Origin of the sequence: Microbulbifer okhotskensis (genome assembly GCF_023895975.1) — a bacterium.
Taxonomy (GTDB): Bacteria; Pseudomonadota; Gammaproteobacteria; order Pseudomonadales; family Cellvibrionaceae; genus Microbulbifer; species Microbulbifer okhotskensis.
On the sequence record NZ_JALBWM010000015.1, the window covers coordinates 14,687 to 29,265 of the forward strand.

The 14,579-nt window shown below is 53.7% G+C and carries 11 protein-coding genes; 7 read left to right on the forward strand and 4 right to left on the reverse strand.

The features are described 5' to 3' along the window. The first annotated feature begins 42 nt into the window (after positions 1–42). The 4 genes from sbcB to MO867_RS05555 all read left to right on the forward strand — a co-directional run bounded on the left by sbcB (position 43) and on the right by MO867_RS05555 (position 5,064). Positions 43–1,494 (forward strand): exodeoxyribonuclease I, encoded by a 1,452-nt coding sequence (sbcB, locus tag MO867_RS05540; protein ID WP_252465289.1) that lies wholly within the window; start codon positions 43–45, stop codon positions 1,492–1,494. A 111-nt stretch (positions 1,495–1,605) separates the two neighbouring features. Then, a complete protein-coding gene (locus MO867_RS05545) occupies positions 1,606–2,622 on the forward strand; it encodes an aspartate carbamoyltransferase (RefSeq protein ID WP_252465246.1) in 1,017 nt (338 codons plus the stop codon). A gap of 195 nt (positions 2,623–2,817) precedes the next feature. Beyond that, complete coding sequence (locus MO867_RS05550) at positions 2,818–4,242, forward strand: NfeD family protein (RefSeq protein WP_252465247.1); 1,425 nt, start codon at positions 2,818–2,820, stop codon at positions 4,240–4,242. 54 nt (positions 4,243–4,296) lie between these two features. Beyond that, a complete protein-coding gene (locus MO867_RS05555) occupies positions 4,297–5,064 on the forward strand; it encodes a slipin family protein (RefSeq protein ID WP_252465248.1) in 768 nt (255 codons plus the stop codon). Positions 5,065–5,165: 101 nt separating this feature from the next. On the opposite strand, the gene pgi is transcribed toward MO867_RS05555, so the two are convergent. From pgi to nhaC, 4 genes are all read right to left on the reverse strand, one after another. After that, positions 5,166–6,788: a glucose-6-phosphate isomerase gene (pgi, locus tag MO867_RS05560; RefSeq protein WP_252465249.1), complete on the reverse strand. Its 1,623-nt coding sequence runs from the start codon at positions 6,786–6,788 to the stop codon at positions 5,166–5,168. Between the two features lie 320 nt (positions 6,789–7,108). Further along, positions 7,109–7,303 carry a hypothetical protein gene (locus MO867_RS05565; RefSeq protein WP_252465250.1) on the reverse strand — a complete coding sequence of 65 codons (195 nt, stop codon included), beginning with the start codon at positions 7,301–7,303 and terminating at the stop codon, positions 7,109–7,111. 419 nt (positions 7,304–7,722) lie between these two features. After that, positions 7,723–8,769 carry a DUF3549 family protein gene (locus MO867_RS05570; protein WP_252465251.1) on the reverse strand — a complete coding sequence of 349 codons (1,047 nt, stop codon included), beginning with the start codon at positions 8,767–8,769 and terminating at the stop codon, positions 7,723–7,725. A 19-nt stretch (positions 8,770–8,788) separates the two neighbouring features. Next, positions 8,789–10,255 (reverse strand): Na+/H+ antiporter NhaC, encoded by a 1,467-nt coding sequence (nhaC, locus tag MO867_RS05575; protein ID WP_252465252.1) that lies wholly within the window; start codon positions 10,253–10,255, stop codon positions 8,789–8,791. A gap of 315 nt (positions 10,256–10,570) precedes the next feature. Between nhaC and MO867_RS05580 the strand changes: the two genes are divergently transcribed. The 3 genes from MO867_RS05580 to MO867_RS05590 all read left to right on the forward strand — a co-directional run bounded on the left by MO867_RS05580 (position 10,571) and on the right by MO867_RS05590 (position 14,379). After that, positions 10,571–11,740 (forward strand): 1-acyl-sn-glycerol-3-phosphate acyltransferase, encoded by a 1,170-nt coding sequence (locus MO867_RS05580; protein ID WP_252465253.1) that lies wholly within the window; start codon positions 10,571–10,573, stop codon positions 11,738–11,740. Positions 11,741–11,839: 99 nt separating this feature from the next. Further along, complete coding sequence (gene dinG, locus MO867_RS05585; RefSeq protein WP_252465254.1) at positions 11,840–13,978, forward strand: ATP-dependent DNA helicase DinG; 2,139 nt, start codon at positions 11,840–11,842, stop codon at positions 13,976–13,978. A gap of 77 nt (positions 13,979–14,055) precedes the next feature. Beyond that, complete coding sequence (locus MO867_RS05590; RefSeq protein WP_252465255.1) at positions 14,056–14,379, forward strand: YqcC family protein; 324 nt, start codon at positions 14,056–14,058, stop codon at positions 14,377–14,379. Positions 14,380–14,579 lie beyond the last annotated feature (200 nt).

Genomic DNA, 14,579 nt, shown 5'->3' on the forward strand with positions numbered 1-14,579 from the left:
TCTGTGGATAGGTGTCCAGATGGCACGACGCTCGGTGGTATGATGCCGCCAAATTATGGAGGTACCGTGAGCTCAACCACACTTTATTGGCACGACTATGAAACCTGGGGCACAAACCCGGGAGCAGACAAACCGGCGCAGTTTGCCGGCATTAGGACCGACGAAGCGCTGAATGTCGTTGGTGAGCCATTGATGATTTACTGCCGTCCCCCGGCGGACTGCCTGCCACAGCCGATGGCCTGCATGGTGACTGGCATCAGTCCGCAAAAAGCGCTGGTTGAGGGTGTGCCGGAAATCGAGTTTATCCAGCGTGTTCTCGCGGAACTGGGTGCGCCTGGAACCTGTGGTGTGGGCTATAACAGTTTGCGTTTTGATGACGAAGTCACCCGCTACACCCTGTATCGCAATCTGCTCGATCCCTATGAGCGCGAATGGCGCTCAGGTAACAGTCGCTGGGACATTATCGATATGGTGCGCCTCACTTATGCGTTGCGTCCACAAGGTATTGAGTGGCCGACCCGCGAAAACGGTGCACCGTCCTTCCGTCTGGAAGAGCTGACCGCCGCCAATGGTATAGCGCACGAGGGGGCCCATGATGCGTTGTCGGATGTACACGCCACTATCGATTTGGCGCGAATGATCCGCAAACAACAGCCAAAGCTATACGATTATGTGTTTCGCCTGCGTCGCAAGCAGGAAGTGGCCAAGATGATCGATATGCGTGAACGCCGCCCGTTGCTACATATCTCTGGTAAGGTCTCCGCAAGCCATGGGCATTTGACCTATGTGATGCCTCTGGCCAGCCACCCAGTGAACCGCAATGCCATTATCGTTGCCAATCTGGCGATGGACCCTGAACCTTTACTCAACCTGGATGCCGATGCCCTGCGCGAGCGTCTCTATACCGCCCGCGACCAGCTTGGCGAGGGCGAGCTGCCGGTGGGGTTGAAACTGATTCACCTGAATAAATGCCCGATACTGGCCCCGGCCAAGATGCTCGATGATAAGCGTGCCACAGAACTGGGCATTGATCGCGCTGCCTGCGAGGCCAACTGGCAGAAGCTGAAGGGTATCGACCTGACTGAGAAACTGCACACTGTGTTCCTCGACCGGGAGTTTCCACAAAAAGATGTGGAGGCCGATCTGTATGGTGGCTTTCTCAGTGATGCCGATCGCGATATTTGCCGCGAGCTGCACCGGGGCTTGGCGGCACGAGGGCCCGAGGCATTAGCTGGTGAGGTGCCCTTTACTGACAAACGCTTGCCAGAGTTGCTGTTTCGGATGCGTGCGCGCAATTTCCCTGAGACCCTGTCCGAAGAGGAGCAGCAGCGCTGGCAAATCTGGTGTTTTCAGCGCCTAACCGATTCCTCCACCGGGGCTTCTATTACCCTGGAGGACTATTTCCGCCAATTGTCCGAACTGCGCGTGCAGTACCCTGAGCGGTCTGCATTGCTTACCGAATTGGAAAACTGGGGCGATAACCTGTTGGCCTGACCCTGGCTTTTCCCGCCAGCGGTGTATCCAGACTGGGCTCTGTTACAGGGCCCGAGTAGAATGCCGCTCGCGAAAACCCGGCGCCCACAAGGCGCAACCACTGGAGTAACCATGGACTTTATCGGAGCCAATATTCTGTCCGTCAGCCAGTTCGAACGTGCCGACATTGAGCGCGTTTTCAATGTAGCTGACGCCATGACGCCCTATGCTCAGCGCGACAAGGTAACGCGTGTACTGGAAGGAGCAATACTCGGCAATATGTTTATGGAGCCGAGCACTCGGACTCGTCTCAGTTTTGGTGCGGCTTTTAATCTGCTCGGCGGTACTGTCCGCGAGACAGTGGGTATTACTGCCAGTGCAATGGCCAAAGGCGAATCCCTTTACGATACCGCACGGGTGCTTTCGGGCTACAGCGATGTGGTCTGTATGCGCCACCCCAAAGAGGGGTCAGTTGCGGAATTTGCTGCGGCAAGTCGTGTGCCGGTGGTCAATGGTGGCGATGGTGCTAATGAGCACCCGACCCAGGCATTGCTGGATCTATATACGATACGTAAAGAGCTGGCCGGAAATAGCCGCACACTGGATGATTTCCGTATTGCCATGATCGGCGACCTCAAGCACGGTCGTACTGTTCACTCACTGTGCAAGCTACTGTGCTTGTTCGACAAGGTGCAGATTACTCTGGTGTCACCGCCGGAACTGGCGATGCCCGAGGCGATTGTGGAAAAACTGCGAGCAGTGGGTCATGAGGTGACGGTCACAGACCAACTGGAAACGTCGATCGCCCACGTGGATATCGTTTATTCCACCCGCATACAAGAAGAGCGTTTTTCCTCTCAGGATGAAGCCAATCGCTACCGCGGCCGCTTTCGTTTGAACCGGGCGATTTTCACCCAATATGCACAGCCCAACACTGTGATTATGCACCCGCTGCCACGGGATTCACGCGCTGAGGCCAACGAGTTGGATACCGACTTAAATGAGCACCCCAGTCTGGCAATTTTCCGCCAAACGGATAACGGTTTATTAGTACGTATGGCGCTGTTTGCGATGTTGCTCGGTGTTGAGAGTCAAGTGGAAAAATACTCCCGCGAAGTGAACTGGTTTAGCCGGCGCAATCGTATATAAACCGCTTGACTGCGGGCCGAGTGCTTGACTCAAGGCGGAAATAAATAAAATTCCGGCTATTTCTGTTAATCTGAAGAGGTTAGCCGGGCATTTTGATTCCGGCGTAAAAATTGGTAGTGGCGATGGCTGTTACCATTGATCCATAGTGGTGTTGATTGTCAGTGCTACACCGGATATGGCATCAGGGACAGATGCATGCCGAAACAAAATTCGACCGCCGTTTTTTTTCGTGGCGTCGCTATCCTGGCGCTGCTCTTCACTTTTTTGATTTGTAAAAGTGCCGCCCAGGAAGGACCTTTCCCCCATGTGGGAATACTAACGATTGATGGCGCTATAGGTCCCTCAACAACCGATTATTTTAAGCGGGCCCTGGCAGAAGCGATGGAGCGCGGGGCGGAACTCGTTATATTGCATTTGGATACCCCCGGCGGCCTCGATGCTGCGTCGAGGGATATTATTCAGCATATCCTCGCCTCACCTATTCCTGTTGCCACCTATGTTTATCCCTCTGGTGCCCGCGCTGCTAGCGCGGGCACTTATATTCTCTATGCCAGCCAAATTGCCGCGATGGCTCCCGCTACCACCTTGGGGGCGGCAACGCCGGTACAAATTGGTGGCTCGCAGGGCGCACCGATGCCAGGAAATAAGCCCGAAGAAGAGAATAAAGGCAAGGCGAGGGAGGAAGACAGCGATACTGAAAAAAAGGAAAAGCCGCTCTCTGGAACCGCTATGGAGCGAAAGATCGTCAATGACTCAGTCGCTTTTATCAGGGGCTTGGCCCAGCGCCATGGGCGCAATGCGGACTGGGCAGAAAAAGCCGTGCGCGAAGCGGCGACTCTGACCGCTCCCGAAGCTTTAAAAATGAATGTAATCGATATAGTGGCAGACAATGATGCAGATCTTTTGCGTCAGCTCGCCGGCAGAAAGGTTTTGTTAGACTCCGGTGATTTTATCATTCCAAAAAATATCGTTGAGTTGCCGACAGAGAGCTATGAACCGGATTGGCGAAATGAATTATTAGCTCTGATTACCAACCCTCAAGTGGCCTATATTTTGTTACTGGTTGGTATTTATGGGCTGATTTTTGAAGGATACAGTCCTGGCGCTTTTGTGCCGGGTATTGTCGGGGTTATATGTCTCCTTCTGGCATTTTATGCATTACAGTTACTGCCAATTAATTATGCGGGATTGGCGTTGATCGTTGTGGGCGCATTGTTGATTGTTGGAGAAGCCTTTATGCCGAGCTTCGGTGCCCTGGGAATAGGGGGAATTATTGCCCTGATTATTGGTTCTGTAATGCTGATTGACAGTGATGTGCCAGGGATGCAGGTCTCGAAACAGTTAATTGGCGCTGTAGCGGGCGTCAGTGGTCTATTTTTATTAATGCTGTTAACCGCCATAGGACGCAGCTTGCGTCAACCCAAAGTGCCTGCTGACCAGGCTTTTGTTGGGCGTACAGCGTTGGTCAGTAATGTGATGGACGCAGGAATCCTGGTGCATCTTGATGGTGAAATCTGGCGGGCGACCAGTGATGAGTCTCTGAAACAGGGGCAGCGGGTGCGTGTGGTGGCCCAGCATGGATTGGTGCTACATGTTAAGGCAGAGTTGTCACAGCGATAATTTGAGCCACGTTTGGGGTTCAATATTTTTCAGGTGAAAAATAGGGAGAGTTAAATGATGCTCAGTTATTTTCTAGGCCTGCTGGCCGTTGCAATTGTATTGTTACTACTGTACGCCATCCGCATTTTACGGGAGTATGAACGCGCCGTCGTGTTTTTTCTCGGTCGTTTTCAAACGGTAAAAGGGCCCGGTCTGATTATTATCATTCCCATTCTCCAGACAATGGAGCGCGTTGAATTGCGGACTATGGTGATGGATGTGCCCACCCAGGATGTTATCAGCCGGGACAATGTGTCGGTCAAGGTGAATGCTGTCGTTTACTATCGGGTGGTAAATCCCCAATCTGCCATTATCAATGTGGAATTTTATTCTGAAGCCGTAAGCCAATTGGCTCAGACCACTTTGCGGTCGGTACTCGGTAAGCATGAACTGGATGAGATGCTGTGTGAGCGGGATAAACTCAATGTGGATATCCAGAAAATCCTCGATGAACAGACCGATGCCTGGGGAGTAAAAGTCACCAATGTTGAAATCAAGCATATTGACTTGGATGAAAGTATGGTGCGTGCAATAGCGCAGCAAGCTGAGGCGGAGCGCGCACGCCGTGCCAAAGTGATTCACGCTGAGGGTGAAGCTCAGGCGGCCCTCAAATTAACAGAGGCTGCGGATCAGTTATCTAAAAATTCCAATGCCATTACTTTGCGCTATATGCAGACCATGATCGATATTGCCGGCGCAAATAACAGCTCCACGATCGTGTTCCCTTTGCCTCTCGACCTGATTGAGCCTTTGCTTCAAAGCCGCTCCAAACCTGTGGGTTAATTAACTGCAGGGTGGCAGCAAACCGTTAGTGGCTGCGAGGCATAAGCGAACAAAAAGGCCGCCTTGATATGCGGCCTTTTTGCAGGTTTCTTACCGCGTGCTTAAAAGAGTTTTTTTACCAGGCTGCGGGTTGAGCTGTCCCAATCCTGTGGAATTTCCCCTTTGGCCGCTTTATGGATTTTTGAACTCAACTGTTTGCCCAGCTCTACTCCCCACTGATCAAATGGATTGATGCCCAACAGACAGCCACCAACATAGACTTTGTGCTCGTACAGTGCCAGCAGGGAGCCGAGATGGAATGAGTCCAGCTTTCCTAGAATTAGCGTATTGCTGGGGCGGTTACCGGGAATCACTTTATGCGGTGCCAGGGCATGGGCTTCGCGATGAGTGTGGCCGGCCTCCTCTAGTTCCTGGCGCGCTTCGTGCAAACTCTTGCCGCGCAGTAAAGCCTGGCTCTGACTGATGCAACAGGCCTGTAACCAGCGGTGCTGTTCGTGCAGTTCGGAGGTGGGTTCTTTAATGGCGATAAAGTCGGCAGGGATAAGTTCAGTCCCCTGGTGCAGCAATTGGTGGAAGGAATGTTGGCCATTGGTGCCTTCACTGCCCCAAATAACACTGCCGCTGGGGTAGCCCAGCGTCTGACCGTCTTTGTCGACACTTTTTCCCAAGCTTTCCATATCCAGCTGTTGGAGCCAGGCCGGGAACCTGGCGAGACGCTGAGCATAGGGTAGGACGACTTGGCTGGTGGTGTTCCAGCACTGGCGATACCAGAATTGGGTCAGGGCCATAAGCGCAGGGAGGTTTGACTCCAGAGGGGCGCTGGCAAAATGCTGGTCCATAGCATTGGCACCCTGCAGCAACTGTGCAAAAACTTCATAACCGCAGGCCAATACGATGGGGAGCCCAATCGCAGACCAGAGCGAATAGCGGCCGCCAACCCAGTTCCACATGGGGAAAATATTCTCAGGGGCAATACCGAAGTCCTGTGCAGCGGTAATGTTGCTGCTCACTGCGACAAAATGCTGAGCTAACTGTGACTCGCTGCAACCCGCAGATAATATCCAGCGCCGTGCAGAGAGGGCATTTTCGCGGGTTTCCAGGGTGGAGAATGATTTTGAAGCAACAATAAACAGAGTTTCCTCTGCGTCGAGGTCAGCGAGGGTATCGCTCAGATCGGCACCATCAACGTTAGCGACAAAGTGCACACGGATAGAATCTTTGTGCCAGGGGCGAAGAGCTTCCACGACCATGCGCGGGCCGAGATCAGAACCTCCGATGCCGATATTGACGATATGACGGATAGGTTTATCCGAGAAGCCGCGCCAGCTGTGGTTATGTACCGATTCAGCAAACCGCTTCATTTGCACACGGCAATCCTCTACCGCGCGCTGATGTTCTGTTTGTGGTTGTCCCTGAAATCGTAACGCGGTGTGCAAGGCTGGGCGGTGCTCGGTATTGTTGACATTGGCTCCGCAGAGCAGCGCAGAAATTTGGTTGCTCAGATTCTGCTCCTCAGCATAATCCAGCAGCAGCTGCAGGGTGTCTTCATTCAGGTGGTTTTTACTGTAATCCAGGTCGATACCTGCGGCCATGCAGCTGAATTTGTCGGCGCGCTGCGGATCTGTGGCAAACAGTTCACGGAGTGACCATTTTTTCTGGTCAAAATGGGACTTCAAGCGAGAGATTGCCGCAACACGGCTTAGAGCTAGGGTTTCACTAGTCATGGTATTTGGTATTTTTCTCTTGTGAGCAGGTTTTTTGTTACTTGCCAAAAGCGTACACAAGCTTATTTCTGTTTGATTTCAAAGGGGGGCAATGCTAACGGCATTTTCTATGCCGGACCAGCACCGGGGGCATAACAGTCTATTACAGGGGCTGTTTTTGGATAAGGGGTAAGGAGTAGAAAAAAAAATGCCGCTCGTTGGAGCGGCATTTTGTGGTGATCCATACTAAATAGCGCTTTGAAATCTGTGTGTCTGTCAGCCTCGCTTCAGTCAAAACTTTATTTAGTATGAATCACCACGCTGTAGGCATGAAAGTAATTTTACTTGACCACTTTCATGCAGCGCACTCTGTCGGAAGCCATCCAGCAGTCAGCATCTGCAGGGCAGGCCATTGATAGAGGAATTTGTTCAGCGCCGGGAGGGCAGTAAGCTGGAGGTGCCGGAGGGCTACAGCAACCTGCAACAACCAGTGCACTGATAATTCCAATTAAGTACTTGGCTGGAGTGAAATTCATCCCCTAACTCCTTTCGGTTGATGTTAGCCATTAGCATAGCCAATAAAACGTCACCTGTTGGTCAGCTTTGCAAAATCTATTCTACAAAGATACCGCCTTTTTGAGTGTAATAGGCGTGAGGTATAAATGTTTGTCAGGTGTTCAATTGGGAAAGATATTGCGCCATTATTTTCTTTAAACCCCTTAAAAAATCGGTTTTTCCTGTCTTGATGTAATTTTATTTTTTTGTGCGTGTATTTTTTGAAAATTTAAGGTTGGTTTCATGCGGTTTTTTTCGGCGGTAATTTCCGCTGGATAAATTATGGTTCTTCACGGCCGCGAGTGGTGACGTTGTTGAAACTATTGACGCTCAATTAGTTGGGGGAATAATTCGCTGGAGTTGATTTTCGGCAGCCGTCGAGCTGCCGCAATTGATCTGATCAATGTGTTGCTTTTGTGCCGTGCAGAAAATTGCCGAAGGCTATTGCGAGACTCTCTTTTCGCGTTGGGTCACGAAGAGCGCCCAGGAGGGTCGCGCGTATCTGAGGAATAAACATTAAGTCGGATAGTAGCAAGTTAAAGTTTGGCTGGGAGGCCGCGCTGGCAAGGCCGCTAAGCCATAAGCGAGCCAGCTCGGGGTCTTCCAAATCCAGAACGCAGCGGCTGCCGATTGCTGCCAGGATCTCGCTGTTCTGACAGGTGTCATCTGTGAGCAGGAGCGAGTGTAAAAATGTGTGCCTCAATCCGCTGGCCGGAGAGTGGGAGATTGCGCGCACTGTGGCGGCAACGACAGACAAGTCAGGTGTTTCCTCAGCGAATTCTGTTTCTGTGCGGGAAATAACTGCTGCCGCGAGGCGATGATCAATCGGCTGATTTTCTAGGCAGTGGCAAAGGCTGATAAACACTGGCGCGGCAATTTTGTTCATTTGGCGCAGTAGCAGAGCGCTTTCTTTCTCCCAGCGGGCAGTGAGGTCGGCGATACCTTGAAAGGCGAGATTGTCCCAGCGGTGTGTTTTCGGGTTACCCACATAGCGCAGTACCGGTTGGTAGTGTTCGCTGGGCGGGCGGGCCAGTAACAGCGAGGTCTGGGCGTGGAATGCAGCTTGCCGCTCTGTTGAGGGAGTAAATAACAGGCCGCTCTGCTGTAGAAGCTGGTCCAGCTGTGCGGCGGATTCAGAAGCGGAGGTCTGCTGTAGCTCTTGCGCCAGTGAGCGCAACAGCCCGTCGCGCGCCTGAAGTTGTAACTTGCCCTGCTCGTCGAGAGGGAAGCGCAGGAACCAGATGATGGGTTCACCACCCTCGGCAGGCTGGAGCAGGAGGCCTGTCCAGGCCTGGCGCAAATAGGGGTGTGGCCAGGGAGCCAAGCCCGCTTCGAAGGCTGCAGCAGTTGATTTCGAAACTGATTGCAGGCGCCGGCCCAGATCGAACCAGCGCAGTTTAAAATTGGCCTCTTCGATCAGGGCGCTTAGGGTACCGCTATCACTCATGGGGGGTTTATCGACTTCCTTAAGATGCTGTGGCCGCTATAGAAATCGGCTTTTGTTTAAAGTGCAGCCAACCGTAGGCGATCGCCAGCAGCGGGCAAATAATGTTGAACAGGGCATAAGGCCAATAATCAAAAGTGGCAATGCCGAGCGTAGCTGCCATATAGGCACCGCAAGTGTTCCAGGGAATTAGTACCGAGGTGATCGTGCCGGAGTCCTCTAGGGTGCGTGACAGGTTCAGGCCGTGTAGGCCCTTCTCGGCAAAGGCTTCCTTAAACATACGTCCAGGGATAATGATGGCCATGTACTGGTCGCCGGCGGCGGCGTTCATGCCGAAGCAGGTCAGTACCGTAGAGGTGACCAGGCTACCGACAGTTTTGATGCGCGACAAGATCGAGTTGACGATGACCTGCAGGAACCCAGCGCGCTCCATGGCGCCACCGAAGGCCATGGCGGAGGTGATCAACCAAACCGTGTTGAGCATACTGCTCATGCCGCCTTTTGACAGCAAAGCAGCCACATTTTCATTGCTGGAAGTCGATACGTAGCCATCGAACAGGCTGTGCCAGGCGCCTTTGAGGGCGGACAGGGCACCGTCCCCCCCCCCCAGGCGACGGGCGGTTTCCGGCTCGAAAATCAGGGCGATTACACAGCCAATCAGAGAACCGATAATCAGCGTGGGAAAGGCCGGAACCTTGCGCCAGGCCATGGCCAGAAGCAGTATCAGCGGCAGCAGGCTGACTATTGAAATATTGAACTCGCTTTTCAGCGCGGTCAGGAGTGACTCGATATCATTGGTAGAGGCGTTGCTCGCGTCCGAGGTAAAGCCCAGGAAGGCAAAGGCAAGCAGTGCGATGACGAAGGCCGGAATCGCGGTCGACATCATATGGCGGATATGCTGGAACAAGTCGTTTGAGGTTACCGCTGCAGCCACATTGGTGGTGTCGGATAGCGGCGACATTTTATCGCCAAAGTAGGCGCCTGAAATCACCGCGCCGGCAGTGACTTCGAGGGAGAGACCCAGTGCCCCGGCAATGCCCATCAGCGCTACACCCAAGGTGCCGGCAGTGGTCCAGCTGGAGCCGATACTGAGCCCCACTACCGCACAGATAATACAACTGGCAGCGTAGAACCATTGGGGAGAGAGAATTTGTACCCCGTAGTAAATCATTGAGGGGACAGTACCGGCCAGAATCCAGCTGCCAATCAGCGCGCCAACTGCCAGCAGGATAAGAATGGCACCGAATACCAGTCCAATACCGTGCAACATCCCCCCTTCCATATTGTTCCAGCTGTGGCCGTTCTTCATGCCCATCAAGGCTGCCACACAGGCGCATAAAAGTAGCGCTATCTGGTTGGGGCCATAGGAGGAATCTTCGCCGTAGAAGAATACGGACAGGGATAACAGGGCGATCAGGATCCCGAGGGGGATCAGTGCATCCAGCAGGCTGGGCGCTCGTGGTTCATGGTTGGGGCTGGCTTGAGACAAGGTGAACTCCTGCTTGACTGCGTGGCTAGTGCCGGATTCGTTATCGTTGTTTTTGCCGTCGGCGACGGTTGATCGCCTTATTCTCAGGGCTTGGGGCGGTGAAGTCCACTTTGTATGATCGCACCGGGTCTCCGCGTGTTTGTGACTGAGTCATCGAAACTGAATTTCAACACTGGAGTCAATCATCTGGTCAAGTCAGGTGCTGGCAGTTGGGCGATGCTTCCGGTATGTTCTGCGCCCAGTAATCCCGGCTGTTTGTAGTCGTAAAATAAACAAGTGCGAACCGCCAGAGGCGGGTTCGGCAGGTAGTGTTTCATGAGAGCAAGTGAGTTAGACCCCTCTCAATTCGAGGATATGCGCCCCTATCGCGACGATGAAGTACGCGCTGTTATAGAGAGATTGATCTCCGATCCGGAGATGTCCCACGCAGCAGCGCATTTCCTGGTTCCCAAGCTGGCGCAGTTAGAGGGCGCAGTAGCCTGGTTGGTGCGTCTTTTCCTGCGGTTCGAATTGCGCAAGGTGCAGAATGTGCGGGACTTCCAGGAAATTGTTGGCAAGTATATGGGGCGTGTTGTTAAGCGCACGACCTCGGGTCTCACAATTTCCGGCCTGGATACCCTGCCCCGTGATCGCGCCTGCCTATTTGTGAGCAATCACCGGGACATCGCTATGGACCCGGCCCTGATGATCCTTGCCATGTTTCTCGAAGGACATGAGACATCCAGAATCGCAATCGGTGACAATCTCCTCAGCAAACAGTTCGCCAGCGATCTGATGAAGTTGAACAAGTGCTTTACCGTGATTCGCAGTACCGGCAGTCGCAGGGAAAAATTGCAGGCGGCGACAAAACTGTCGAACTATATCTACCACTCCATCGTTAATGACAATGAGCATGTGTGGATCGCACAGCGCTCCGGCCGTGCTAAAGATGGATTGGACCGCACCAACCCGGCGCTGTGTGCGATGTTTGCCATGACCAAAGATCGGGATACACCCTTTGTCGATTTTTGGCGCAAGCTACATATAGTACCGGTTTCCATCTCTTATGAGTGGGACCCCTGTGATGCACAGAAGGCCAAGGAAATTTACGTTACCGAGCACAAAGAAGAGTACAAAAAGGGAAAGGACGAGGATCTGGCATCCATTGGTAAGGGAATTATCGGCCACAAGGGGCATGTTCACGCGGCTTTTGGTACCCCGATTGAGGGTGAACTGCATGATGTGAGCAGTCTTTCCGAAGAGATAGATCGCCAGGTAATTGGTAACTACTCTCTGCACCCCTCCAATATGATCGCTTATGAAATGGTTTACGGCGACGCGCCGCAACTGCCCGTTGGGTTCCCGGCAAAGGCCTGGGAGCGGGGTAGTCACCAAGAGGAGCGAGAGAAATTCAAGGCGCGTATGGCGCGTATTGATGAGCGCTGGCGCGACAAAACCCTCCAGGCTTATGCCAACCCGGTAGTATCCCGTCTCGCGTATGAATAAGTACTGGATCTGGAGGGGTTCAAATGCTGGTGGGGAAGGGGCGCTTAGTGGATAATAGCGCCCCCTGCGCCAATCACTAGCGAATAGACCTCATTCCCCGTGCTCAACAAAAAACACAAAAGCGCCATTCAGGGTGCCTACAGCCAATTTCTGTCCGGCCGCGGCCTAAAAGCCCGCTATGGGCAAAAGCTTATGGTGGCTGCCATCGCCCGCTCGCTGGGCTCCATTGTCCAGGGCTCTAGTGGCGAGCGCGATAGCGAAAAAACCAATGGCGAGCATATTTGTGTCGTCGAGGGGGGGACTGGCACGGGTAAAACGGTTGCCTATCTCCTGGCCTCCATTCCCCTGGCCCAGGCTCAGGATAAAACCCTGGTGATTTCCACCGCTACGGTGGCATTGCAAGAACAGATCATCCACAAAGACCTGCCTGAAGTGGCACGCCACAGCGGCCTCAATTTTGAGTTCGCCCTGGCGAAGGGGCGCGGCCGCTACCTTTGTCTGTCCAAGCTGGACCAGCTTCTCTCCAGCTTTTCTGCCTCTGGTACCGGCCTCTCCCTGGGCCTCTATGAAGATGAGCAGCCCCAAGTCGAACCTGAAAGCGTTGCTCTGTACCAGAAAATGACAGACAGCCTGACGTCTGGTAGCTGGGATGGCGACCGCGACAACTGGCCGGATACGATCGAGGTTGACGACTGGAGCCGGGTTACCACGGATCACCGCCAGTGCAGTGGCCGCCGCTGCCCCCATGTGACTAACTGCAGTTTCTTCCGTGCACGGGAAAGCCTGGGTAAGACTCAGGTGATCGTCGCCAACCATGATTTGTTGTTAGCGGACCTGGCCCTCGGTGGCGGTGCGATTCTGCCGCCTCCCGAGGAGACCATCTATGTGCTTGATGAGGCACACCACCTGCCGGATAAGGCGCTCAACCATTTCTCCCACCACAGCCGTGTAGGTGCTTCCAGCGGTTGGCTGGAGCAAATGAACAAGGCTCTGGGGCAGATGCTGGGTGAGATTGGCGATGGCGGTGAACTCGATCGCTGTGGAGAGCAGCTGCCTGCAGCACTCACTTCCGCCAAGCAGGGGATGGAGCAGATGTGGCCGCTGATTGAAGAATTGTGTGATTTTGAGGATGCGCGCGGCAACACCACTCGCCACCGTTTTGAAGGCGGTGTGATTCCTGAATCCATGTCGCAACTGGCGGAAAAACTGCGCGAGGACTTTGACGAGCTGGAGAGCCTGCTCAACAAAATGTTGCAGACTGCACAACGCATGATGGAAGACGGCCACTCCCCGGTGCCTTTGGCGGATCTGGAGCGCTGGTATCCCCAACTGGGGAGTTGGTATGGTCGTGCTGAAGCCAATCTGATGCTATGGGCCAATTACGCCCGAGCGGACGCCGACGGCGCACTGCCTCAGGCGCGTTGGATCACCTTGGTGGACTGGGGGGGATCGACAGATTTTGAGGTTTGCAGTTCGCCGATACTAGCGGGTAAAACCCTGGAATACAGTTTGTGGCAGCGCTGTTATGGCGCGGTGCTTACCTCCGCCACACTGACAGCGCTGGGGAAGTTTGACCGCCTGCAAATGCGCGCAGGAACGCCAGATAACGCCAGCTACCAAGTGGTGCCGAGTCCCTTTGATTTCTCCCGGGCGACCCTGCAGGTCCCTGCTGAGGCCGTGGATGCGGGCAATGCGGAGCAACACACGGATGCAGTGATCGATGCTCTGCCGGCGTTACTCAAAGATAAAGGGGGGGCGTTGGTACTGTTCTCCTCACGCAGGCAGATGGAAACGGTCTATGAAGCACTACCAGGTACCTGGCGCAACCGAATCCTGATGCAGGGACAACAGTCCCGCCAGTTACTGCTGGACAGCCACCGGGAAGTTGTCGATGGCGGTGGCAATAGTGTGCTGTTTGGGCTCGCCAGTTTTGCCGAGGGGCTTGATCTCCCTGGAGACTATTGCCGCCACGTTGTTATTGCCAAGTTGCCCTTTGCGGTACCGGATGATCCGATTGAAGCCGCACTGGCGGAGTGGATTGAGGCCAAGGGGGGCAATCCGTTTATGCAAATTACTGTGCCGGACGCAGCGCTCAAATTAGTACAGGCTTGTGGGCGCCTGTTGCGGGCAGAGGGTGATAGCGGCACCGTCACTTTATTGGATCGCCGTGTTGTCAGCCGCCGCTATGGGCAGGCCATTCTCAATTCATTGCCGCCCTTTAATCGCAAGATTCAGTAGTGTTTGCACTATTACTCAGTAAAAACGGGGATATATTGGGTATTATCGCGTCTGCGAATGAGAAGGTTTTGAGACTTATGCAACCCATTTATTCTGAAATCGCCGATCAACTCCTATTTCTGGAGGCTGAGCTGCGCAGCTTGCAGATATGGCAGGGTAAGGCGCCACCCGTCGAAGCCCTGGCCAGTACCGAGCCTTTCTGTGTGGATACCCTGACCTTCCCACAGTGGCTGCAGTTTATCTTTTTGCCGCGTATGCAAGAGTTGATAGAGGGTGAGTTGGCGCTCCCCGGGCAGTGCGGTATCGCGCCGATCGCCGAGGAATTCTTCAAGGGCAGAGATGAAGCCGCCGCGCTAATTGCTATTCTCGAGACCATCGATCAACGCCTGCAGCGGGACTGATCACCTAACCTCCCTCCACCAGAGTGTCGCTAGAGTCCGGGATTTGAGTCTGTATTTCACTGTGGCCGGATAAAGATCTGGTCCATGTCACATTGTCGGGGTTGAGATCGGCGACTCACCGGACATTCCTGTGCAGTGGCGGGGCTCATGGGATAATATCGACCTTTTGCCTGAGGCGGGGACCAAATTCTCCGTCAGAT